Genomic DNA, 24,475 nt, shown 5'->3' on the forward strand with positions numbered 1-24,475 from the left:
TACCTAACTGTTTATCCAGGCTGCCACGCACAAAGCGCGCCCGTCAACACTTCGGAATCGAAGCAGAACGTTCAGTGACAATCCGGGACGATCGGAGGTCAGTGACAGGTGTACGGGCCCGCCGAGTCGAGCACCGATCCGTCCAGCCCGAGGTGCTCCCACGCGTACGTGGAATCGGTGATCCGCAGCTTCATCACGCCGTGCTTGCTGTACGCCTTTTCCGTGCTGGGCCTGGGAGTCACCGGGTACAGGCTGGCGCCACCGCTGCGGCTTGAACCGCTCGTAACTGTGGTCGTGCCCGGCGAAGACGACGTCCGCGCCCGCCGCGTACAGCATCCGCCAGAACGGTTCGGCCACCTTCTGGTCCCCGTGACTGGCCCCGCTGGCGAACGGGTGGTGCCAGTACGCCGCGATGCAGCCCTTCGTGGTGCGCTTCAAGTCCTCGACGAGCCACTTGCCCTGCTCCGAGGTCTCCGCTGTCGGCAGGTTGGAGTCCAGCGCGACGAAGTGCCAGTTGCCGATGTCGTGGCTGTAGAAGGTCTTGCCCTGCGGCGTGGCGATCGCCCCGAAGTACTCCTTGTAGCCGCGGGCGCCGTCGTTGTACTCGTGGTTGCCCGGCGTGGGCGGGTGAGTGGGCCCGCGCGTCCCTGGCGGCACATGATCTTCCACCGCATCAGCTCGAATCAGGAGGTCTGGTGAGAAGCACCGCGCTCGCGATAACGGTCGTGCCCGACGTGGCGCGCTGACGGCTCAGTTGGCGCTGCGCGCCCGGTCGATCAGGGCGAGCACGCCCGGGATCCACGGCGCGTAGCGCTCCGGCCGCGAGGCCGCGTCGCTGACCAGCTCGGAGTAGGGCAGCCAGGCCAGCTCCTCGATCTCCTCGCGGTCCGGGGACAGCTCCGCCGAGGAGTCCAGGTCCCCCATGAGCACGTGGTCGAACTCGTGCTCGGCGGCACCCCGGCCGTCCAGCGCCTGGTAGACGAACGTGCCGACCTCGCGCAGTTCCCCGACGTGCAGGCCCATCTCCTCGTCGAGGCGCTTGGCCGCGGACTCGGCGACGTCCTCGCCCGCCGCGGGGTGGCTGCAGCAGGTGTTGGCCCAGAGTCCGGGGAAACGCGACTTCGACAGCGCCCTGCGCTGCAGCAGCACCCGGTCCTGCTCGTCGAAGAGCATGATCGAGAACGCCCGGTGCAGCCTGCCGGGGGGCTGGTGCGCCTCCTCGACCGGGCACTCGCCCAGCGTCGTCCCCCGCGCGTCGACCAGCTCGACGATCCTGCGGATCATGGTGCAGCTCCTCAAATCCCGCCGAGCGCGACTCCGCACGGTGATTGGCAAGAACTCAACGTAGCCAGGGTGTCCTCACCCGTCCAGAACGACATCGGTCACATGCGTATGCCCGAAGTGGCCGAAAAAACAGCGCCGGAGAGACAACACGGCCCCGGCGGGCTGGCTGCCCGCCGGGGCCGCGCCCCACCATCCCCCCGGATCTCCCGCCCCGCCCTACGCGGCTGGCGGGATGTTGTGGTTGAACCGGAACACGTTGTGCGGGTCGTACATGCCCTTTATCCGCTGCAACCGCTGGTAGTGGTCATCGCGGTAGGAGCGGCGCACGCGGTCCGGTTCGGTGTTGGCCGGCCCGATGAAGTTCAGCGTCGTCCGCTCACTGGCGAAGGGCTCCAGGCCGCGGGCGAGCCTGCTGTAGAACCGCTGCGCCGTCGCGACCTCGTCGGCGACCGGTGTGCGCATCGCCGAGTGCAGCACGAACTCCGCCCCCCACAGGCCGAGCCCGGCATCGGCCTCCTCGGGCCGGTTCCCCCCGCCGATGTGCCGCAGCTCCAGGTGGTCGTAGGGGGCCCGCCGATCCGGCCCCGCGACCATCAGCAGCGCCGCGCACGCCGCCTCCGACAGCTCCGGCAGCAGCATGCCGAAGCTGACGTGCGGGTTCGGATCGGTCGGCAGCATGGCGATCTCGGCGATCCGCGAGTACGGCAGCGGCCCGAAGGAGTCCGCCAGCACCCCCGGCAGCGAGCGCAACGGCTTGACCAGCCGCTCCGCCTCCTGCCGATCCCCGCTGTGGCACGCCCGCAGCCCGATCACCCAGCGCCCGCGCAGTGGCTCCGGCACCCCCGGCTCGGCGCCACGGCGCATCAGGCACACCGACGAGCTGATCTCCGGAGGCAGCTCCCGCACCCACTCGCGGTAGACCTCCAGCACCTGCCCGGCGTGGTCGATGGGGTAGTAGACGCCGCCGCCGTGCACCTCGGACACGGGGTAGAGCCGCAACCGCAGCTCCGTCACCACGCCGAAGTTCCCGCCGCCCCCGCGCAGCGCCCACACCAGCTCGGGATGCCGCGACTCACCGGTCTCCACGAGCTCCCCGTCGGCCAGCACCACGCGCGCTCCCACGACGCTCGCGGCGCTCACCCCGTACCGCCGGATCAGCCAGCCCATCCCCCCGCTGAGCGTGCTGCCGACGGCACCGTCGTGCGCGGCGAAACCGGACAACGGCGCCAAGCCGTGCCGCTGCGCCGCGTCGATCACGTCCTGCCACCGCGCCCCCGCCTGCACCCAGGCCGTCTCGGTGACCGGATCGACCCGCACCCCGCGCATCCCCCCGGTGTTGATCAACACCCCGTCGTCGCACGGGCGCGGCAGGCCGTGGCCGGTGCACATCACCCCCACCGGCAGGTCCCGGACGTAGGCGAAGCGCACGGCCGCCGCCACGTCCTGCTCGCTCAGCGCCGACACCGCGAACGCGGGGCGTTGGTGCATCGCGAGGTTCCAGGACCGGCACTCGGCCTCGTACCCGGGCTCACCGGGCGTCAGCACCGTGCCGTTCAGACACATCCGCAGCAGGCCGAGTTCGATTCGCATCCTCGACCCCCCGCATCCAGGCACAGTCCGCACGAATCAAGACTGCCGCCGGGGGGCTGCCAGAGCATCGGGGAAACCCCCACATCGGGGGGCAGGGGTCAGTCCTTCGTCTCCCGCGCGGCGAAGACCACGGCGGTCAGCCCGGACCGGCTGCTGACGTTGAGCTTGTTGAAGATGCGCGACAGGTGCGCCTCGACCGTCTTGGGGCTGACGAACAGGTGCTCCGCCACCTGCTTGTTCGTCCGGCCCTGGCTGATCAGCTCCGCGACCTCGCGCTCGCGGGAGGTCAGCGCCAGCAGCCCGTCGCCAGCACCGCGCCGCCGCGGCATCTTCGCGCCGAGCTGCCGCTGCGCGCTGATCACGTCCTCGTGCAGCCGCTTCGCCCCGCGCGCCGCGAACAGGTCCTTGGCCGCGCCGAACTCCACCCGCGCCTCGTCGTGCCTGCCCAGCTCCCCCAGCGCCATCCCGGCCACCAGCCGACACCGCCCCTCGTAGAGCCGCATGCCGACGCTCGCGCACAGCTCGGCGCCCTCCCGCCCCAGCCGGGCCGCCTCCTCGAAGCGATCCCTGGCGATCAGCACCTGGGCGTGCGCCAGGTGCCGCATCCCCCACCGCCCGGGCAGGACCTCCCCGATCTGCGGGTCGATCCGCCGCGCCCAGGTCTCGGCCGCGCCGACATCACCGAGCGCCAGCTCGATCCGCACCAGGATCTCCAGCACGGGGGGCCGCATCAGCACGGCGACCGAGGCCATGCTCTCGTCACCGATGGCGGCCATCATCCACCGCCGCGCCTCCGCGGGCTCCCCCTTGAGCAGCAGCGCGGCCGCGCTGTAGTAACCGGCGGACCGGCTGCGGCCGCTGGTCGCCGGGTCCTCGCCCCCCAGGGCCAGCCTGCCGAACCGCAGCGCCTCCTCGACGTCGCCCCGCCACATCGAGACGGCGCACAGGGTGCTCCAGGCGATCAGCCGCTGCTCCTGGTTGTCGGTGAGCATGGCGGCTTCGAGTGCGTCCTCCGCGGCGGTCTCACTCGCCTCCAGCGCCCCCTGCCACATGTGCGCCTCGGCGCTGGCCAGGATGACCGCCATGATCGAGTCACGGTGGGTGCTCTGCCGCGCCAGGTTCATCGCGCGGATGAACTGCCGGACCGAGTCGTCCATCCGTTCCACCCACATGACGGTGGTGATCGCCGAGACCACGAGGCTGAAGTAGGTGCTGAGCTCCTCGTCGGAGGCGGCGTCGATGGCGGGCGTCGCGTCGAGGACCCGCTCGGTGAGCCTCGCGGACGCGTCGCCCCCCGGCGCCGTCGCCATGATCATCGCCGCGGCCACGGCGGAGTTGAGCCGGTCGACGAGGCCGGGGCCCGAGGACAGGGTGAGCGCGTCCTCCGCCCAGTGGCACGCCTCCGGCACATCGCCCTCGGCGAGGTTGATGATCGCGATCTCCAGCAGCGCCCCCGCGCGGCCGGACCGGTTGCGCTCCCCCGCGTTCTCCAGCTCGCGCAGCACCAGCGCCCGCGCCTCGTTCGCCCTGCCCAGCCCACGCTCCACTTTGGACAGACGAAGCACGATGTCCAGCCGCTGGTCGCTGTCCTTCGGCAACAGGTCCAGCACCTCGTGCATGAGATCTCGGCTGCGCCCCGTCTTCCCGATGGCGGAGAAGGCGGTGGCGAGGTTGCTGAGCAGCTCGATGCGCTGGGCGTCGTAGGGCTCGCCCGTCGGCAGCAGCCGCAACGCCGTCTGCAACCAACTTGCCGCCGTGTCCGGGGCGGTGGAGAGCACGCTGCGGGCCGCGGAGGAGAGCACGCTCGCGGCGTCGTGGTCGCCCGGTTGCGCCGAGCGTTCGAGGTGGTGCGCGTAGAGCAACACGGGGCTGCGCCGGGCTCGCAGGGCATCAGCTGCCCGCCGGTGCGCGGCGAAGCGCCACACCGACTCAGTGTCGCCGTAGGTGACACTACGCACGAGCGGATGCCGGAAACCGAACTGGCTTCCGCCCGCGGACACCCGGATGACGTCCTGCCTGACCAGCTCGTCCAGCGCCGCGACCGCGGTCGGCAGGTCCAGTTCGGCGACCTCGGCGACCAGGTCCGGGGTGAACGGGTCACCGAGCACCGCGGCCGCGCCCGCCGCCCTGCGGACGACGGCGGACAGCCGGTAGAGCTCCGACCGCAACGCGGCGAGGACCGCCGGTGGCGCGCTGCCCTCGGTGAACACCCCTGGCAGGTACCGCGCCTCCGTGGCGACCTCCGACAGGGCCTCGGCGTAGAAGGGATTGCCCCGGCTCGCCTCGAACAGGTCGGTCAGGCGCGGGTCGTCGGCACCGAGCTCCAGCAGGTCGGCGGTCTCGGCGAGGGTGAGCGGAGCGACCTCGACGACCTCGAAGTACCACTGCGTGTTGGCCAGCAGCAGCGCGGTGGACAGCTGCGGGGCGAGCTGCCGGGGCCGGTAGGCCGCGGCGATGAGCACCCGGCCCCGCGGCGGGTGCCGGAGCAGGTGCTCCATCAGCTCGATGGAGGCGCGGTCGGCCCAGTGCAGGTCGTCCAGCGCCAGCACCAGACTGGTGTCCTTGGCCAGCACGTCGAGCAGTTCCCGCATCGCGCGGTAGATCCGGAACCGCACCGACGGCGAGGACGCCTCCTGCCCCTGGTCGGAGGCGTGGTCGGCGAGTGAGGGGAACACCGCGGCGAGCTGGGCGACGTGCGCCCGGCCCAGCGCTTCCAGCTCTCCGGGCTGGAGGTCGGCCAGGTAGTCGTCGAGCGCGTCCACGAAGACGCCGAAGGGCAGGTCCCGCTCGAACTCCGCGGACCGGCCGCTGAACACCGTGAGGCCGCGCATCGACGCCCGCCAGGTGAGGTCGGTCAGCAGCCTGCTCTTGCCGATGCCGGGGTCACCGGAGAGGAACAGGCCCCCGCCCTGTCCTTCGGCGAGGCGGCTGATCGCGCGGGTGAGCGCGTCCTGCTCGGCCTCGCGTCCGACCAGCGGGCGCACCGCGCCGCCGACCCTCTTCTGCATTACGGCATCCACCCCTCGGGGTGCCCCGGGGCACGCTCGGCGAGCGCAGACCCGAAGCCCGCCTGCGTCTCAGCAATGATGCCGACCAGGGCTACTCCTCACCAACCCGGACAACCGGCTATTCCGCCGGATGACCTTCTCACGGCGCGCAGCCGCGGTCCGATCGGCGTGGGTCGCGCCGGTCCCAAACTACGCCGAGCCCGCCCGTCCGCGGAAACGGGCACGTGGCGGCCGGATGCCGGACGGAAGCAGGGAACCGGGACCGCGCGTGGTCGCGTCCCAGGAACGCCACCGACCACACGAACGGACCATGGAACAGCGACGATCGCTTTAGGTGATTCCCTGATCGCGGCACGTGACGAGCTACCCAGTAACGAATTGAGGGGTTTCCCCGATGCTCCGCCACCTGGGTGAGCGGCAGATTGCCTTCCGCAGCCGGACATCCACTCGAAGGGGGCCGAACAGGTGACCATGATCGTCGCATCCACCGATCAGCCCACCCCTGGCGCCGCGCGTCCCTCCTTCGTCGCACTGGTCGAGCGGGTCCTCGCCGAGCTCGGGGAGCAGGACCGGGTCGTCCACCTGGGCGAGCAGTGGTGCTCCGTCACCCCGCCCGAGGTGGGGATCCGCAGGCAGGGCTGGAAGCTCCACCTCTCCGCCACGACCGCGCACGCCGAGCGAGTGCTCGAACGGGCCGTGCGAGTGCTCGCGGGCTTCCGGATCGCCTTCAAGTTCGCCGCCTCCCGCGCGGTGCTGCGCGACCTCAACGGTCCCCGCTGCACGCGGAGCGGAGCGGGCAAGTTCATCACCGTCTACCCGGCCGACGACGCGCAGCTGCGGGTGCTCGCGCTCCGGCTGCACCGCGCGACCGCCGGTCTGTCCGGGCCGCGCATCCTCTCGGACCGCCCGTACCGCGCGGGGAGCCTGGTGCACTGCCGTTACGGGTGCTTCCTCGCGAACCCCGTGCTGAGCCCGGACGGCGATTACCGCGACATGCTGCTGACCCCGGACGGCGGCACGGTCGAGGACCGGCGCGACCCCTGGTTCAGCGCCCCGGCGTGGGCGACGTGGCCGTTCCCGGACTCGCGGAAGAGCACGCGGGGCACGGGCTCCGGCGGCGTGCTGCTCGGGGGCCGGTTCCTCGCCGTCGAGGCGATCCGGCACGCGAACAAGGGCGGTGTCTACCGCGCGATGGACACCGAGACCGGCGAGACCGTCGTGGTCAAGCAGGCCAGGGCGCACGTGGGCGACGACGGTGCGGGCGGCGACGTCCGGGACATCCAGCGGCACGAGGCCGCGATGCTGCGCCGGTTCGAACCGCTCGGTGTGACGCCGCGGTTCGTCGCGGAGTTCGCCCAGGACGGCGACGACTTCCTCGCCCAGGAGCTCGTCGAGGGGCAGTCGCTGCGCCGGTGGCTCGCCTCGGCGGGCACTCCCGGGCTCGGCTGGCCGAAGCTGCTCGCGGTCACGAGGAACCTGATGGCGCTGCTGGCCAAGGTGCACGCGGACGGGCTGGTGCTCGGCGACCTGACGCCGGGCAACGTCATGGTCCGCCCCGATGGCGGGCTGACCCTGATCGACGTGGAGCTGGCCGCCGAGGAGGGCGCGACGCTGTCCGCGTCCGGCACGCCGGGCTACGCCCCGTACGAGCAGCTGGCGGGCTCGCCGAGGACGGCGGCGGCCGACCGGTACGCGCTCGGGGCCGTGCTGGTGTTCCTGGCGACCGGGGCCGAGATCGTCCACAGTGGACAGATGGCGGAGCGGATGCTCCAGCGGAAGCGGTGGCTGGACCTCGTCTGCGCGGAGCACTCGGTGCTCGGCAGGCTCCGCCCGCTGGTCGACGGGCTCCAGGACGCGGACCCGGACCGGCGGTGGACGCTGGACCGGGCGGCGCAGTACCTCGACGCGGTGTCCGTGCGCGGGATCGTCACGCCGTGCGCCCCGCACGAGGACGGCGTCCCGGACGCGGACACCTTGATCACCGACGGCGTCGAGCACCTCGTCGCCGCGATGCGGCCGGGAGCGAAGACCCTCTGGCCGGTCGTGGACCCGCGCCAGGACGCGTGCTCCGCGTGGCCGGGGGCGGCGGGCGGGCTCACCACGGTGCTCGCCGCGGCCGAGGCGACCGGGGACGTGCGGTACCGCGGCGCTCTCCGCGCGGGTGCGGACTGGCTGCTCAGGCGGATGCGCGCGGAGGCGGTGCTCACGCCGGGCCTGCTGCACGGGCGGGCCGGGACGCTCCTGGTGCTGCACCGCGCCGGTCAGGTGCTCGGCGACTCGGCCCTGGCCGACGAGGCCCTGGGGTGGGCGCACCGGCTGCCCGCGCGCTGGCCGAACCTCGACCTCGCCAGCGGGACCGCCGGGGCCGGGCTGGCGATGTGCGCGCTCACGGTGGCCTCCGGCGACCCCGGCCTGCTCGGGCGGATCGAGGCGATCGCCGAGCACCTCGCGCACGAGGCACGTCTGGACGACCGCGGCCTGACCTGGGCGTCCTCGCGGTCACAGGGCGGTGCCGCCTACGGGCTCGCGCACGGCACCGCGGGCATCGCGACCTTCCTGCTCTCCGCCGCCGCGACGCTGGGCCGCGGCGACCTGGTGGAGCTGGCCGGGCTCGCCGGGCGCACCATGGCGGGCGCCGCGGTGCAGGACGGCTCCGGGATGCGCTGGCCGGGCCCGACCGGTCAGGCGGGCGACACCTGGACCGCGGGCACGGCCGGGATCGGCTCGTTCCTGGTCCGGTTGTGGCGCGCGACCGGCGAGCGCACCTGGCTCGAACTGGCGGAACGGGCGGCCCTGTCGGTGTGGCAGCGGCGCTGGGTGCCCGACCCGTCCTCCGCGCACGGGCTCGCGGGCCGGGGCGAGTTCCTGCTGGACCTGCACAGGGCCACCGGCGAGCAGCGATATCGATTGTGGGCGGAGCGCCTCGGCCGGATCATCGGAGGGCACGCGTACCGGCACGACGGCCGGTGGCTCGTGCCTGGTGCGGGCTGGCGGCGCGACGACCTCTCGCACGGCACCGGGATGGCCGGGAGCCTCGGCTTCCTGGTGCGGCTTCGGCACGGAGTCGGCGCCCCGTGGCTGCCACCGGGCGGGCGTCCGCTCACCGCGGGCGCGCGCGCCAGCCTCGTCTGACCAATTTCCACGAACACCGCTTCCACGAACACCGCAAGAAGGAGAACCTCCATGGAACCGAACACCGACATCGACCGCCTCCAGGAACTTCCGGAGACCGAGCCCGAGCCGGGAACCACGACCGGTCCCGGCGACCCCGGCGTCGTGCGCCCCTACACCTCGCAGACGCTGCACATCGGCGCCCCGGAGCCCGAGCAGGAGCCCGACCTGGACGAGGAGTTCATCGCCGAGTTCGGCGACGGCGAGGCCGCCCCGGAGGCGGACAAGACCGCCAAGGCCTGACCGGCTCACCCGGCTCGGGGGCGGGCGGAGGGGATCCGCCCACAGGGAGCCGGGACCGTGAAGGCCTCGGGGGGTGCGCGGGGGCTCGGCGATCACGCCGGGCCCCCGCGCCCACGTCCGCACTCCGCTGTCCGCCCCGCCGCCCGCGCTCCGCCGCCCGCACTCCGCTGGCCGCACTCCGACAGGCCCCGGCCGCACTCCGCTGCACCGGTTCCGCGGTCTTCAAGTACGCCGAACCCCCGCCTCAGCGGTCGCAAACCGCACCCGACCTCGGGGTTCGCTGCGGTTGGAGACGGCCGGGGCGGGGTTCGCGGGACTTGAAGACCGCCCGACCACGGTCAGGAGAGGTCGGCCAGCGCGGAGGAGATGGCGCGGTGGAAGGTCGGGTAGGCGTAGATCATCGACTTCAGCCGGGCGATGGGGACCTCGCCGTGCACCGCGACGGCCAGGGCGCCGAGGATCTCGCCGCCCGCCGGGCCCATCGCGGTGGCGCCGACGAGGACACCGCGATCGGCGTCCTCGACGACCTTGATCAGGCCCTCGTTGCCCGCGCCGTGGATCCAGCCGCGCGAAGAGGCCGCCAGGTCGGTGCTGCCTGTGCGGACGGAGATCCCCCACTCGCGGGCCTGCCCCTCGGTGAGGCCGACCGCGCCGACTTCGGGATCGGTGAAGGTCACCCTCGGCATCGCGCGGTAGTCGGCGGGCGGGCCGTCGCGGCCGAGGATGTCGGCGATCGCGACGTCCGCCTGGTACATCGAGGTGTGCGTGAAGGCGCCCTTGCCGGTGATGTCGCCGACCGCCCAGACGCCGTCGGTGACCCGCAGCCGCTCGTCGACCTCGAGGAACCGGGCCTGCTCGTCGACGCCGATCGCGCCGACGCCGAGCTTGGCCAGCTCGGTCCGCCTGCCGGTCGCCACGAGCAGCTTCTCCGCGGTGACGGCGGTGCCGCCCAGGTCAAGGCTGAAGCCGTCCGAGGAGTGCGAGACCCCGGCGACCTTGGCGCCCGTGTGCACGGTGACGCCCTCGGACTCAAGGACCTTCGCCAGCAGTTCGCCCGCCTCGGGTTCCTCGAGGGCCAGCAGCCTCGGCTGGGCCTCGACCACCGTGACCGCCACACCGAAGCGGGCGAAGACCTGGGCGAACTCCACGCCGATGGCGCCGCCGCCGAGGACGGCCAGCGAACGCGGCAGCTCTTCGAGCCGGACCGCGTCGCGGTTGGTCCAGTACGGGGTCTCGGCCAGTCCGGGGATCGGCGGGACGGCGGGCTCGGTGCCCGCGTTGATCACGATGGCCCTGCTCGCGGTCAGCCGGTGCTCGGTGCCGTCGTCGTCGGTCACCAGCACCTCGTTCCTGCCGGTCAGGGTCGCCGCGCCGCGCAGGAACCGGCCGCCCGTCGCGGTGAAGCGGTCCACGGCGACCTTGTCGTCCCAGTTGTCCGTCGCCTGCTCGCGGATGCGCTGGGCCACGACGGACCAGTCGCCACGCACGGTGCTCGACCCCGCGAGCTGGGGTACCCGGCCACCCTCGGCGAGCAGGCCCGCGGCGCGGACCATCATCTTCGTCGGCACGCAGCCGTAGTAGGGGCACTCACCGCCGACCAGGCGCCGGTCCACGCCGACGACGCTCAGCCCGGCCCCGGCCAGGCTGCTCGCGACGTGCTCCCCGCCGGGTCCCATCCCGATCACCACGACGTCGGCCTGTCCCATCCGCGCCTCCTCATCAGCGTGCTGCCCCGTGTCCTGCCTCCACTTTCCCGCTTCCCGCAGGCGCGCCGCCAGCGCCTCCCACCACGCTAAGCCCGGTCCGGCGTTCCCGCTGGCGGCGCGCCGCCGTCGTTGCCCACAGTGTCCGGATGCGACCCCCAAAGACGTGTGGTAATTGCCGTGAGCGCAATGCGGGAACCCTGATGCGAAGTCGGCAAATAGCAAATAGAACCGCTCGATAAATGCTGGGTATCGCGTAGATGACCAGCGTGAATTTACGGTTACAGCAAATAGCAAGGTCCACCGTGCGAGTGAACGCGGCACGGGGACCACTCCCGCCGGTGATCACCTAGCGTGAGCGGGAGCCCTTGAGAGTGGTCACGGTCACATCTCGTTCGTGGCCCCGGGCTAACACCCCACGCGTCTCTCAACGACGAGGAAACTGAGGAGTGCGGCCTCCGGGCGGCCCCCGCCGCGGGCCGTAGGTGTGAAAACCCCCGGTTGAGGGAATCAGAGTGGTTCGGGAGCGGCCGAAGTTAGGAACGACGGCCGCCGCCAGTCGGCTGGGACCGCTTGAGTCCCGCTTGAGGATCGCTCAAATCGAGCTTGAGGTGACCTCAAGATGCTGTAGTGCCCGTTGCACCAATTCGTTTTTCCCAGATAGCTTCCCGCTTCGATTCAGCCATTCGGGTTGGACCTCGCATGTCCAGCCGGACTACCGGGTTGTGTTGATCGACGGAGGCTCAATGGCCGCGGAAACGCCTGAGCGCGAGCTGATCATCGGGGTGACGCCCTTCGGTGAACCGAACGCTCGCCTCGTGGCCGCGCTCTGCCGCGCGGGTGCGCTCGGTGTTCTCGACCTCGGACGTGGTGACCGGCACGCGCGGCACGCGCTCGACCTGGCGGCCCGCTGGACACCGGGTACGTTCGGAGTCCGCGTCGCCCCCGGCTGCGCCCTGCGCCCGGAAGACCTCCCCCTCGACCGCGTCGACACCGTCGTCCTCGCCGACGGCGCGCCCTGGACCGCCGCCGAGGCCGGTCCGCGCGTGCTGGTCGAGGTCACCTCGCCGGAGCAGGCCCGCGCCGCCGTCGCGGCGGGTGCGCACGGCCTGATCGCCCGCGGCCACGAGGCCGGTGGCAAGGTCGGCGAGCTCAGCTCCTTCGTCCTGGTGCAGAAGCTGGTCGCCGAGTTCGGCCTGCCGGTGTGGGTCAACGGCGGCATCGGGCCGCGCACCGCGACCGCGGCCGTCGTCGGCGGCGCCGCCGGTGTGGTGCTGGACAGCCAGCTCGCCCTGCTCGCCGAGTCCGACCTCGCCGAAGAGGTCACCGCCGCGCTGAGCACGATGGACGGCTCCGAGACCGTGCTGGTGGGCGGGCACCGCGTGCTGCTGCGCCGCGGCCCGGGCGCCCCGGCGACCACTGATCTGACCGAGACCGAGGTCATCGCCCGGCTCGGCGCGAAGGACCTGCGCGAGCAGCTGCTGCCGGTCGGCCAGGACGGCTTCCTGGCGAAGCAGCTCGCCGACCGCTTCGGCTCGGCGACCGCGCTCGTGCGCGGGCTGCGGGCCGAGCTGGTGGAGTCGCTGCGCTCGAACGCTGGCGCCGACGCGCTGTGCCCGGGTGCTCCGCTGGCCGCCGCGCTCGGCGTCGAGCTGCCGATCGCGCAGGGCCCGATGACCCGCGTCAGCGACCAGGCCGCCTTCGCCAAGGCCGTCGCCGAGGGCGGCGCGATGCCGTTCCTGGCGCTCGCGCTGGCGGGCAAGGCCCAGACCCGCGCGCTGCTGGAGGAGACCCGCGACCTGCTGGGCGAGCGCCCGTGGGGCGTCGGCGTCCTCGGGTTCGCGCCGGAGGACGTGCGCGCCGGGCAGCTGGAGGTCATCCAGGAGATCAAGCCCGCCTGCGCGATCATCGCGGGTGGCCGCCCGGCGCAGGCCAACGCGCTGGAGGACAACGGCATCGCGGCGCTGCTGCACGTGCCCTCGCCCGGTCTGCTCAGGCAGTTCCTGGAGGCGGGCGCGCGCCGGTTCATCTTCGAGGGCCAGGAGTGCGGCGGCCACGTCGGCCCGCGCTCCAGCTTCCCGCTGTGGGAAGCCCAGATCTCCGTGCTGCTGGACTACCTGTCCACCAAGGACGGTCAGGGCATCCAGGTCCTGTTCGCCGGTGGGGTGCACGACGAGCGCTCCGCCGCGATGGTCACCGCGATGGCCGCCCCGCTGACCGAGCGCGGTGTCGCGATCGGCGTGCTGATGGGCACCGCCTACCTGTTCACCGAGGAGGCCGTGGCCGCCGGTGCCGTCCAGCCCGCGTTCCAGCGCCAGGTGATCGCCGCCGAGCGCACCGAGCTGCTGGAGACCGCGCCCGGCCACGCCACCCGCTGCGTCACCTCCCCGTTCGCCGAGGAGTTCCTGGCGATCAAGGACGAGCTGCGCACCAGCGGCGTCCCGGACCGCGAGGCCTGGGAGAAGCTGGAGCAGCTCAACGTCGGCCGCCTGCGCATCGCCAGCAAGGGCGTGACCCGCGACGGCGACAAGCTGGTCGAGGTGGCCGAGGCCGGGCAGCTGGCCGACGGGATGTTCATGGCCGGTCAGGTCGCCGTGCTGCGCTCCGCCGTCACCACCGTCGCCGACCTGCACGCCTCGGTCAGCTCCGACGCGGCCGCCTACCTGACCACGCGGCTGGACGAGCTGGCCGGGATCAGCGGGCGCGCGCGCGCCGAGGTGCCCGCCGCCCCGCCGGTGGACGTGGCGATCGTCGGCATGGCGTGCATGTTCCCCGGCGCCGCGGACCTGCCGACCTACTGGGCCAACGTGGTCGGCGGCCGGGACGCGGTCACCGAGGTGCCGGGCAGCCGCTGGGACCACGAGACCTACTACTCGCCGGACGCGACCGGTCGCAGCGCGGGCGAGAAGACCCCGTCGAAGTGGGGCGGCTTCCTGCCGGAGATCCCCTTCGACCCGCTGAGCTACGGCATCCCCCCGGCGTCGCTGGCCGCGATCGAGCCCGTGCAGCTGCTCGCGCTCGAAGCCGCGCAGCGCTCGCTCGTCGACGCCGGTTACACCGATCGCGCCTTCGACCGGTCGCGGGTCGGCGTGGTGTTCGGTGCCGAGGCGGGCTCGGACCTGTCCAACGCGTCGTCGCTGCGCGCGGTGCTGCCCGGCTACATCGGTGAGATCCCGGCCGAGCTGGACGCGCAGCTGCCGAAGCTGACCGAGGACTCCTTCCCCGGCATGCTGGCCAACGTCATCTCCGGCCGCATCGCCAACCGCCTCGACCTCGGCGGCGCGAACTACACCGTCGACGCGGCGTGCGCGTCCTCGCTGGCCGCGCTGGACGTGGCGTGCAAGGAGCTGGTCAGCGGCTCGGCGGACATGATGCTCTGCGGCGGCGCGGACCTGCACAACGGCATCAACGACTACCTGCTGTTCTCGTCGGTGCACGCGCTCTCGCCCACCGGGCAGTGCCGCACCTTCGACGGCAGCGCGGACGGCATCGCGCTCGGCGAGGGCGTCGCCTGCGTCGCGCTGAAGCGCCTTGAGGACGCTGAGCGCGACGGCGACCGGGTCTACGGCGTGATCAAGGGCGTCGGCGCGGCCAGTGACGGCAAGTCGCTCGGCCTCACCGCCCCGCGCCCGGAAGGTCAGCGCAACGCGCTGGAGCGGGCTTACGCCAACGCGCGGATCTCCCCGGCCGAGGTCGGCCTGGTCGAGGCGCACGGCACCGGCACCGTCGTCGGTGACCGCACCGAGCTGGGCACGCTGACGAAGATGTTCGTCGAGCACGGCGCGCTGCCCGGCACGTGCACGGTCGGCTCGGTGAAGTCGCAGATCGGCCACACCAAGTGCGCGGCGGGCCTGGCGGGCCTGATCAAGGCGGCGCTCGCGCTGCACACCGGCATCAAGCCGCCCACGCTGCACGTGTCCGAGCCGAACGCCGCGTGGCAGCCGGACAGCAGCCCGTTCACCTTCACCTCGGCCGCGCTGCCGTGGGAGGCCGAGCCCGCCGAGCGCGTCGCCGGTGTGAGCGCCTTCGGTTTCGGTGGCACGAACTTCCACGTGGTCCTGCGCGGCTACGACGGCGGTCCTGCTCCCCGGCACGTCGGCGACCAGTGGCCCGCGGAGCTGTTCACCTTCCGCGGCGCGGACCTCAAGACCGCGGGCAAGCACGTCGAGCAGACCCTGGAACTGTTGCGCACCAACGACTCCAGCGGTCGGCCGTGGCGGCTGCGGGACATCGCCCGCACCGTGGCGCGTCGCTCGGACGCGCGCACCGAGCCCGTGCAGATCGCCGTGGTCGCCTCCGACCTGGACGACCTGGCCCAGCTCCTGCGTTCCGCGCTCGCCGGTGAGACGCCGCGTGGCGTGCACCTGGCGTCGGTTTCTCCTGAAGCGGGCGGCAAGGTCGCGTTCCTGTTCCCGGGCCAGGGCAGCCAGAAGCCGGGCATGCTGGCCGATCTGTTCGTGGCCTTCCCCGAGGTGCACCACCTGCTGCACGAGGGCCGCAAGTGGGCCTCGACGATCTTCCCGCCCACCGCCTTCGACGAGCAGCGCGCCAAGGAGCAGGACGCGCGGCTGCGCGACACCCGCGTGGCGCAGCCCGCGCTGGGCATCGCCGGACTGGCCGTGCACCAGCTGCTCAGCCGCCTGGACGTGCGCCCGGACATGGTCGCCGGGCACAGCTACGGCGAGCTGATCGCGTTGGCGGCGGCGGGTTCCATGGACTCCGCGACGCTGCTGCGGCTGAGCGAGGCGCGTGCCGACTCGATCCTCGGCGCCACCGGGGACGACCCGGGCGCGATGGCCGCGGTGAAGGCGAGCCGCGAGCGGGTCACCGAGGTGCTCACCGAGGCGGGGCTGGCGGAAGAGGTCGTGGCCGCCAACCACAACTCCCCCGAGCAGCTGGTGATCTCCGGTCCGACCGCCGCGATCGACGCGGCGGTGGCCGCGCTCAAGGCGGCCAAGCTCAGCCCGAAGAAGCTGAACGTGGCGTGCGCCTTCCACAGCCCGCTGGTCAGCGGCGCCACCGAGACATTCGGGGCGGTGCTCGCCGACGCCGACGTGCGCGCGCCGGAGCTGCCGGTCTACGCGAACCGGACCGCTGCGGTCTACTCGGATGACGTCCGCGCCGAGCTGGCCGCGCAGATCGGCTCGCCGGTGCGGTTCGTCGAGCAGATCGAGGCCATGTACGCCGATGGCGCGCGGATCTTCGTGGAAGCCGGTCCCGGCAAGGTGCTCACCAACCTGGTGAAGGCGATCCTGGGCGACCGGCCGCACCTGACCGTTGCCTGCGAGGGCCGCCCGAGGCACGGGCTGGCCGGACTGCTCAACGCGGTCGCCACGCTCGCGGTGTCCGGGGTCGGCGTGCGCACCGGCTGGCTCTTCGCCGGTCGCGACGCCAAGGACCTGACCAACGCCAAGCCGCCGAAGCGCGCGGGCTGGACGATCGACGGCCACGTCGTGCGCACCGCCTCCGGCGACTTCCTGCCCAACGGCCTCGCGCCCGCCCGACGTGTGGAGATCACCACCATGACGACCCCAGGCGGCTCCTCGCAGCCCGGTACCAACCGCGACGCCATGGTCAACCAGTTCCTCCAGGCCAGCCGCGAGATGGTGCAGGCGCAGCGCGACGTGCTGCTGACCTACCTCGGCTCCGCGCCGGAGGTGCAGTACTCGATCCCGGCCGTCGCCACGGTCGCGCCCGTTCAGCAGTACGCGGCGCCCGCTCCCGCCGTTGTCGAGGCGGCTCCGGTTTCGGCAGCCCCGGCGGCGCAGTCCACTGTGGACGTTCTGGGCACGGTGCTGGAGATCATCAGCGAGCGCACCGGCTACCCCCTCGACATGATCGAGCCCGACCTCGACCTCGAAGCCGACCTCTCGATCGACTCCATCAAGCGCACCGAGATCGCGGGCGAGCTGGCCTCCCGTATCGGCGCGGCGGACACGCAGCTGGCGGACGACCAGTTGGAAGAGCTGGCCAAGGCCCGTACGGCGCAGGCGATCTCCGACTGGCTGAGCAGCCGGGTCGGGTCGACCGCCCCCGCGCCCGCCGCAGCGGCTCCCGCGCCGGTTCAGTCCACTGTGGACATCCTCGGCACGGTGCTGGAGATCATCAGCGAGCGCACCGGCTACCCGCTGGACATGATCGAGCCCGACCTCGACCTCGAAGCCGACCTCTCGATCGACTCCATCAAGCGCACCGAGATCGCCGGGGAACTCGCCTCCCGTATCGGCGCCACCGACGCGCAGCTGGCCGACGAGGAGCTGGAGGAGCTGGCCAAGGCGCGCACCGCGCAGGCCATCGCGGACTGGCTCGGCGGCCACACCGGTTCCGCGGCTCCGGCTGCGACTTCCGCCAAGGTCGAAGAGCCGGTGAACCCGGGCATCGCGCCGAAGCGCCTGGTCATGGCGCCCGCCGCGCTGGATGCGGTGGACCTCGGCGCGGCTGGGAAGGCGTTGGGCGGCAAGAACTTCCTGCTCTTCGGCACCGGTCCGGTCAGCACTGAGGTGGCCGCGCTGCTCGGCGAGCACGGCGCCGCGGTGTCCACTTCGGACACTCCGCGCCCGCTGACCGACGCCGATGGCTCGGTGGACGGTGTCCTGCACCTGGACGGGTGGGACGAGGTCGACGAGCCGGTGCTACCGGAGACCTTCCCCTCGTTCAAGTCGGCGCTCACCTCCGGGCTGCGCTGGCTGATCTCGGTCAGCCCGACCGGTGGCGGCACCGCCGTCCCCGAGCTGACCCACGGCCGCGCCGCCGGGCTGCGGGGCTTCTTCCGCACCGTGCAGCGCGAGTACCCGGACACCGTGGCCCGCCTGGTCGAGGTCGACCACACCACCGACGCGGCCGTGGTCGCCAAGCTGGTGCTGGCCGAGCTGCTGTCCACTGAGGACGCTCCGGTGGTGCTGGCCACCCCGGACTCGCGGCACGGGCTGGTGATGACCGAGCTGCCGCTGACCCTGGGCAGCACCGGCGCCGGTCCGGCCGGGGACGGGGCCGCCGAGGCGCAGGCCATCGGGCTGGACCGCGATTCCGTGGTGCTGCTGATCGGCGGGGCGCGCGGGATCACCGCGCAGTTCGCCTCCACGCTGGCCTCGGCGAGCGGCTGCCGGATCGAGCTGGTCGGGCGCACCGCCGCCGCCACCGAGGACGAGGACCCGAAGACCGCGGCTGCCACCGACAAGACCGCGCTGCGCAAGGCGTTGATCGAGCTGGGGCACCGCTCCCCCGCCGAGATCGAGAAGCTGAGCAGGAAGATCCTGGCGCAGCGCGAGGTCGCCGCGACCGTGGAGCAGCTGCGCGAGCTGGGCAGCCAGGTCCGCTACCACAGCCTGGACGTCCGCGACCACGACGCGCTGCGCCAGCTGGTCAAGGAGATCCACACCGAGCACGGCCGGATCGACGGCGTGGTCTACGCGGCGGGCGTGATCGAGGACAAGCTGTTGGCGGAGAAGGACGTCGAGTCCTTCCGCCGGGTGTTCAACACCAAGGTCGGCGGCGCCCGCGCGCTGCTCGGCGCGCTGGAGGAACTGCCGACCGGGCCGGGCTTCGTGACCCTGTTCGGCAGCATCGCCGCCGTGCTGGGCAACCGCGGCCAGTCCGACTACTCCTCGGCCAACGACGCGCTGGAGGCGATCGGCGCCGGGTGGGCGGGCCGCACGGGCAACCGCGCGGTGACCGTCCACTGGGGACCGTGGGCGCCGAGCGCGCAGCACGGCGGCATGGTGACCGTGGAGCTCCAGCAGGAGTACGCGCGCCGGGGGATCTCACTGATCGACCCGGAGGAGGGCACGATGTCGCTCCTGCGCGAGCTGGCCTTCGGCGCACCGGACCTGCGAGCCGTCGTCTACACCGCCTCCGGCTGGTGATGCGGGGTTAACGGCATGCATATCGCGATCACTGGGATGTCCGTGCTCCTCCCGGGCGCTCCCGACCTGGAAAGCTACTGGCGCAACCTCGTCGACGGGGTCGACGCGATCACCGAGGTGCCCGAAGGGCGTTGGGACGCGGAGTTCTACAAGCCGTCCTCGGCGACCGGGAAGGCGGAGGCGGACGAGATCTACTGCCGCCGCGGTGGTTTCGTCGACGCCTACGCCGAGGTGGACCCGACGCGGTTCGGCATCATGCCCAACTCCGTCGCGGGCACCGAGCCGGACCAGCTGATCGCGTTGCGCGTGGCCGCCGCCGCCATCGCCGACGCCGGTGGTGACGCGAAACTGCCCGCCAGGGATCGGATCGGCGTGGTGCTCGGCCGCGGCGGTTACCTGACGCCCGGCCTGGTGCGGCTGGAGCAGCGGGTGCGGACCGCGCACCAGCTCGTGCGCACGCTCGCCGAGCTGATGCCGGACCTGCCCGCCGAGAAGCTGGAGTCGGTGCGCGCCGCGTTCACCGAGCAGCTCGGCCCGCACCAGCCGGAGTCCGCGATCGGCCTGGTGCCCAACCTCGCCGCCTCGCGCATCGCCAACCGCCTCGACCTGCGCGGCCCGGCGTACACAGTGGACGCTGCCTGCGCTTCCTCGCTGATCGCGGTGGACCAGGCGGTCAACGAGCTGGCCGCCGGGCGCTGCGACGTGATGCTCGCGGGCGGTGTGCACCACTGCCACGACGTCACGTTCTGGAGCGTCTTCTCCCAGCTGCGCGCGCTGTCGGTGAAGCAGAGCATCCGCCCGTTCAGCAAGGACGCTGACGGCATCCTGATCGGCGAGGGCACCGGCGTCGTGGTGCTGAAGCGCCTTGAGGACGCCGAGCGCGACGGCGACCGGGTCTACGCGGTCATCCGCGGTACCGGCGTCGCCAGCGACGGCAAGGCGGCCAGCCTGTTCAACCCGGAGCCGGACGGCCAGGTGCTCGCGCTCCAGCGGGCGTGGTCCGCCGCCGGGCTCGACCCGACCTCGCCGGACGCCATCGGCATGCTGGAGGCGCACGGCACCGCGACCCCCGCCGGTGACGCCGCCGAGCTGGACACGCTGCGCCGGATCTTCGGTTCTGGTGGGGATTCCGACGATTTCCCGGTGATCGGTTCGGTCAAGTCCATGATCGGGCACACTATGCCCGCGGCGGGGATCGCCGGTCTGGTCAAGGCCGCGCTCGCGGTGCACCGGGGCGTGCTGCTGCCGACGCTGCACTGCGAGGAGCCGCACCCCGCGCTCGCCGAGACCCGCTTCCGGCCGATCTCCACCGCGCGCCCGTGGGAGACCTCCAAGGGGAAGCCGCGCCGCGCCGCCGTGAACGCGTTCGGTTTCGGCGGCATCAACGCCCACGTGGTGCTTGAGCAGGCGTCCGCCGAAGACCCGCTTGCGGGGTCGAGCATCAGCACTGTGGACGCTCCCGTCGTCGTGTCCGAGCCCGAGCAGGTACTGCGGCTGAGCGCGTCCTCCCCCGCCGAGATGGCGAAGCTGCTCGAAGCCGATGACGCCGAGCTGCGCGCTATGTCCTTTGTGGACGGTTCGCCGCTGGACACCCGCCTCGGCGTCGTCGGGCCCACCACGCGCAAGCTGACGCTGGCCCGCAAGGTCGCCGCGAAGGCGGTGTCCTGGCGCGGCCGCAACGACGTCTGGTTCAGCCCCTCGCCGCTGCTGGGCGCGCCGAGCGCGAAGATCGCGTTCGTCTTCCCCGGCCTCGAAGCCGACTTCGAGCCGCGGATGGACGACGTGGCCGCGCACTTCGGCCTGCCCAAGCGCGACCTGTCCGGTGACACCGTTGGCGCGCACGGTGAAGCGGTCTTCAGCATGGGCCGCATGCTCGACACGGTGTTGCGCCGCAGCGGGATCACCCCGGACGGCGTCGCCGGGCACAGTGTCGGCGAGTGGTCGGCCATGGTGGCCGCGGGCATCTACTCCGACGCGGAGATCGACAGCTTCCTGCACACCTACGACCCGGACGCGCTCCAGGTACCGGGTGTGGCCTTCGCCGCGCTGGGCTGCGGGGTCGACCGGATCGCCGACGCGCTCGCCGCGCGCCCGGAACTCGTGCTCTCCCACGACAACGCGCCCAACCAGTGCATGGTGTGCGGGCCCGTCGAGGTGGTCGAGGACCTGGTCCGCGAGATGCGCGGGAAGAACGTCCTCGGCCAGCTGCTGCCGTTCCAGTCCGGCTTCCACACGCCGATGCTGGGGCCGTTCATGGACCCGATCCACACCGCGGTGAACGAGCTGACGCTGCACCCGGCCACGCTGCCGATCTGGTCGGCGACCACCGCTTCCCCTTACCCCACAACGGAAGCCGCGATCCGCGAGCTGTTCGTCCGGCACCTGCTGGAGCCCGTCCGGTTCCGCCAGCTGATCGAGGCGATGTACGCCGACGGCTACCGCGTCTTCATCCAGACCGGTACCGGCCAGCTGGCCTCGCTGATCAGCGACACGCTGCGCGGGCAGGAACACCTCGCCGTGGTGGGCAATGCGGGCAACCGCGCCGGGATGGAGCAGCTGCGCCGCGTCGCCACCTCGCTGTGGGTGGAGGGCGGCACTCCGGCCCAGGACCTGTTCGGGCAGCCCGCTCCCGTTGCCCCGGCACCGAAGAAGGCGAGCAGGTCGCCGATGCGGCTGGACCTCAACGGCGCTTTGGTGTCGCTCAACGGTTCCGTGCCGCCCATCAGCAGGCCGACCGTGGACGCGGGCGCGTTGGGCAAGCTGGGCAACCAGTTCCCGCTCGCCGCTCAGCTCGAAGACCTGCTGCGGGAAACCGCGGACACCGCTGCCGCCGTCATCGGTGCAGCGGGGAGCGCGCCGGTCGCAACGCTTGCCGCGCCGCGCGAGCTGCACGAGAAGCTGGCGGTCAACACCACGGCGATGCCGTACCTGTTGGACCACTGCTTCTTCCGGCAGCGTGCGAACTGGCCGGACGAGACCGACAACTGGCCGATCGTGCCCGCGACCACGCTCGTCCAGCACATGATGGACGCGGCCGAGCGCAGTGCCCCCGGGCGGCGCGCGGTCACGCTGCACGACGTGAAGTTCAACCGCTGGATGGTCTCCGCGCCCGGCATCGAGGTCGACGTCAACGTCGTCCCCGTTACGCCGCACCGGGTCGAGGTGTCGATCACCGGTTACTGCCAGGCCACGATCGAGCTGGCCCCGAGCTACCCCGGGCAGGTGCCCGCGCCGTGGCCGCCGTTCGCGGGCGAGCAGACGCCGGAGCTGGCGGGTGAAGAGCTCTACACCAAGCGCTGGATGTTCCACGGTCCGCTGTTCCAGGGCGTGACCGCGCTGTCCGGCGTCAGCGAGAACCACGTGCGCGGCACCATCACCACGCCCGCCGCACCCGGTGCGCTGCTGGACAACGTCGGCCAGATCCTCGGCTACTGGATCATGTCGCGGTTCACCGAGAAGAAGGTCGTCTTCCCGGTGGGCATGCGCTCCATCCGGTTCTTCGGGCCGCACCCCGCCGCCGGGGTCCCGCTGGAGTGCGTGATCGGCATCCGCGGGGTCACCGACACGCTGCTGGAGGCGGACATGCAGCTGCTGCTCCCCGACGGCACGCTCTGGGCGCACATCGACAGCTGGGTCGACCGGCGCTTCGACAGCAACCCCAAGACCGAGCCGGTGGAGCGCTTCCCCGAGCGCAACACGATCTCAGAACGCCAGGACGGCGGCTGGTACCTGCTGCACGAGCTGTGGCCGGACCTCGCCTCGCGCGACCTGATCATGCGCAACCATCTCTCCGCCGTCGAGCGCGACGAGTACGAGAAGCGGCCCCCGAGGACGCGGCGGCAGTGGCTGCTCGGCCGGATCGTCGCCAAGGACGCCGTGCGCCGGCAACTGTGGGCGGCGGGCGCTCCCCCGCTGTTCCCCGGCGAGGTCCGGGTGGGCAACGAGCCCTCCGGCAGGCCGTTCGTCGCCGGGCGGCACGGCACCGAGTTCACCGACACCGACGTCTCCATCGCGCACAGCCGCGAGGTCGGTGTCGCGATCACCCGCCCCGTCGCGGAGCGGGAGGTCCCCGGTATCCCGGGGATCGGCATCGACGTGGAGGAGGTCGCCGAGCGCGACGAGTCCACCGTCACCTTCGCACTGTCCACAGTGGAACTGGAACTGCTCGACGCGCTCGTCGCGGACACGGGCGAGTCCAGGGCGCTGTGGTTCACCCGGTTCTTCACCGCCAAGGAAGCAGTCTCCAAGGCGGAGGGCACCGGCCTGCAAGGAGCACCGAGGAACTTCGTCGTCGAGCAGGCCACAGGCGTCCGGCTCGTCGTCAGCGTCGGAGAACGGCGCTACCTGGTGCACAGCACCGAGGCGAGCAACGCCGAAGGACTGCCGGAACGGCATTACGTGGTGGCCTGGACTACGGGCCTCACGCACGAGGAGGAAACCCTGTGACGACGACCCCTGATCTGTCGGCACCCGAGGCGGTGCTCGCGGACATCAGCGAGATGCTCCGCGAGGTCCTCGGCGAGTACGGCCTCGACGACGCGGTGATCGAGATGGACACCAAGTTCCACGAGGACCTGGAGCTGGAGAGCATCGACCTGGTCGCGCTGTCCGGTCAGCTGGAGCAGCACTACGACGGCCGGGTCAACTTCGCCGAGTTCATCGCCGACCTGGAGCTCGACGAGATCATCGAGCTGACCGTCGGTCGGCTGGTCGACTACGTGGTGTCCTGCCTCACCTCGGTCGGGGGTCGGTGACCATGGCGATGATCGACGCGAACGGCATCCGGCTGCACGTGCAGCGCATGCCCGCCAAGAACACCGCCGCCGAGCGCCCGCCGACCGTGGTGTTCATCCACGGCCTCGGCACCGACAGCCTGGCCAGCTTCTACTTCACCCTCGCCGCCCCGGTTTCGGCCGCGGGCATGGAGGTGCTGGCCTTCGACCTGCGCGGGCACGGCCGCAGCGGGCGGCCGGAGAGCGGCTACCGGATCGACGACTTCGTCGGCGACCTGCACGCGATGCTCGACGCGATGGACGTCGAGGGCCCGGTTCACCTGGTGGGCAACAGCTTCGGCGGCACGGTGGCCTTCAGCTACGCGGTGGCGCACCCGGAGCGCGTCGCCAGCATCGTGATGATCGAGTCCGAGCCCGCCACCACGGCGTGGTCGGCGAAGCTCGGCGGGCTGCTCGGCCGCGCGGCGGAGCAGCTGCGCTACGAGGAGGCCTTCGCCTGGATCACCGAGAACCAGGGCGCGCACACCTCGCGGCTGGCGAAGGCGGCCAGCAACGCGTTGTGCAACACCAGCATGGCCACCGACATCCCGGCCAGCCGCGTGCACACCGCCGAGGAGATCGAGTCGGTGACCTGCCCGGTGCTGGCGATCTTCGGCAGCGAGTCCGACCTCGCGGTGCAGGCGCAGGTGATGGAGACCCGCCTGGAGCGCTGCCGTTCGGTGATCGTCGGCGGGCACGAGCACTCGGTGCTGGTCGAGGCGCCCAAGACGGTCCGCGACCTGTTGCTGCCGTGGGTCGCCGAGCACGAGGGCGGCCGCGTGCTTGAGGGCACTCCGGCGTGATGCGGTCCCCGGACAAAGCCGTCCTCAAGGAATTCGCCA

Annotated in this window: 11 protein-coding genes; 6 read left to right on the plus strand and 5 right to left on the minus strand. The window is 72.2% G+C overall.

Translation table 11 applies throughout. The features are described from left to right. Positions 1–3: 3 nt before the first annotated feature. From NLX83_RS24535 to NLX83_RS24550, 4 genes are all read right to left on the minus strand, one after another. The gene (locus NLX83_RS24535) at positions 4–669 is read right to left on the minus strand and encodes a metallophosphoesterase family protein (RefSeq protein WP_254237508.1); all 666 of its coding nucleotides are present in this window, start codon (positions 667–669) and stop codon (positions 4–6) included. A gap of 81 nt (positions 670–750) precedes the next feature. Continuing rightward, a complete protein-coding gene (gene idi, locus NLX83_RS24540; RefSeq protein WP_254237509.1) occupies positions 751–1,284 on the minus strand; it encodes an isopentenyl-diphosphate Delta-isomerase in 534 nt (177 codons plus the stop codon). A 216-nt stretch (positions 1,285–1,500) separates the two neighbouring features. After that, a complete protein-coding gene (locus tag NLX83_RS24545; protein ID WP_254237510.1) occupies positions 1,501–2,874 on the minus strand; it encodes an FAD-binding oxidoreductase in 1,374 nt (457 codons plus the stop codon). A 98-nt stretch (positions 2,875–2,972) separates the two neighbouring features. Next, positions 2,973–5,882, minus strand: a complete 2,910-nt coding sequence (locus tag NLX83_RS24550) for a helix-turn-helix transcriptional regulator (protein ID WP_254237511.1) — start codon at positions 5,880–5,882, stop codon at positions 2,973–2,975. 471 nt (positions 5,883–6,353) lie between these two features. On the opposite strand from NLX83_RS24550, the gene lanL reads away from it, so the two are divergent. Both lanL and NLX83_RS24560 read left to right on the plus strand, forming a co-directional pair. Continuing rightward, positions 6,354–9,014, plus strand: coding sequence for a class IV lanthionine synthetase LanL (lanL, locus tag NLX83_RS24555; protein WP_254237512.1), 2,661 nt, complete (start codon positions 6,354–6,356; stop codon positions 9,012–9,014). A gap of 51 nt (positions 9,015–9,065) precedes the next feature. Next, a complete protein-coding gene (locus NLX83_RS24560; protein ID WP_254237513.1) occupies positions 9,066–9,296 on the plus strand; it encodes a hypothetical protein in 231 nt (76 codons plus the stop codon). A gap of 338 nt (positions 9,297–9,634) precedes the next feature. Here the strand turns inward: NLX83_RS24560 and NLX83_RS24565 are convergent, their stop codons facing one another. After that, entirely contained in the window at positions 9,635–11,002 is a 1,368-nt protein-coding gene (locus NLX83_RS24565) for a dihydrolipoyl dehydrogenase family protein (protein WP_254237514.1), read from the minus strand. 743 nt (positions 11,003–11,745) lie between these two features. Here NLX83_RS24565 and NLX83_RS24570 point away from each other — a divergent pair. The 4 genes from NLX83_RS24570 to NLX83_RS24585 are packed head-to-tail and all read left to right on the plus strand — an operon-like array spanning position 11,746 to position 24,436. Then, entirely contained in the window at positions 11,746–18,861 is a 7,116-nt protein-coding gene (locus NLX83_RS24570; RefSeq protein ID WP_254237515.1) for a type I polyketide synthase, read from the plus strand. A 15-nt stretch (positions 18,862–18,876) separates the two neighbouring features. Then, the gene (locus NLX83_RS24575) at positions 18,877–23,307 is read left to right on the plus strand and encodes a type I polyketide synthase (protein WP_254237516.1); all 4,431 of its coding nucleotides are present in this window, start codon (positions 18,877–18,879) and stop codon (positions 23,305–23,307) included. Positions 23,308–23,360: 53 nt separating this feature from the next. Continuing rightward, positions 23,361–23,615 carry an acyl carrier protein gene (locus NLX83_RS24580; RefSeq protein WP_254237838.1) on the plus strand — a complete coding sequence of 85 codons (255 nt, stop codon included), beginning with the start codon at positions 23,361–23,363 and terminating at the stop codon, positions 23,613–23,615. Positions 23,616–23,617: 2 nt separating this feature from the next. Next, positions 23,618–24,436, plus strand: coding sequence for an alpha/beta fold hydrolase (locus NLX83_RS24585; protein WP_254237517.1), 819 nt, complete (start codon positions 23,618–23,620; stop codon positions 24,434–24,436). Positions 24,437–24,475 lie beyond the last annotated feature (39 nt).

Origin of the sequence: Allokutzneria sp. A3M-2-11 16, assembly GCF_024213555.1 — a bacterium.
In the GTDB taxonomy this organism is placed as follows: domain Bacteria; phylum Actinomycetota; class Actinomycetes; order Mycobacteriales; family Pseudonocardiaceae; genus Allokutzneria.

What these genes read in the sequence shown, in the direction of transcription:
- idi (WP_254237509.1), bottom strand. Translation starts at nt 1,284, where the DNA reads ATGATCCGCAGGATCGTCGAGCTGGTCGACGCGCGGGGGACGACGCTG.
- NLX83_RS24545 (WP_254237510.1), bottom strand. Translation starts at nt 2,874, where the DNA reads ATGCGAATCGAACTCGGCCTGCTGCGGATGTGTCTGAACGGCACGGTG.
- NLX83_RS24550 (WP_254237511.1), bottom strand. Translation starts at nt 5,882, where the DNA reads ATGCAGAAGAGGGTCGGCGGCGCGGTGCGCCCGCTGGTCGGACGCGAG.
- lanL (WP_254237512.1), top strand. Translation starts at nt 6,354, where the DNA reads ATGATCGTCGCATCCACCGATCAGCCCACCCCTGGCGCCGCGCGTCCC.
- NLX83_RS24560 (WP_254237513.1), top strand. Translation starts at nt 9,066, where the DNA reads ATGGAACCGAACACCGACATCGACCGCCTCCAGGAACTTCCGGAGACC.
- NLX83_RS24565 (WP_254237514.1), bottom strand. Translation starts at nt 11,002, where the DNA reads ATGGGACAGGCCGACGTCGTGGTGATCGGGATGGGACCCGGCGGGGAG.
- NLX83_RS24570 (WP_254237515.1), top strand. Translation starts at nt 11,746, where the DNA reads ATGGCCGCGGAAACGCCTGAGCGCGAGCTGATCATCGGGGTGACGCCC.
- NLX83_RS24575 (WP_254237516.1), top strand. Translation starts at nt 18,877, where the DNA reads ATGCATATCGCGATCACTGGGATGTCCGTGCTCCTCCCGGGCGCTCCC.
- NLX83_RS24580 (WP_254237838.1), top strand. Translation starts at nt 23,361, where the DNA reads ATGCTCCGCGAGGTCCTCGGCGAGTACGGCCTCGACGACGCGGTGATC.
- NLX83_RS24585 (WP_254237517.1), top strand. Translation starts at nt 23,618, where the DNA reads ATGGCGATGATCGACGCGAACGGCATCCGGCTGCACGTGCAGCGCATG.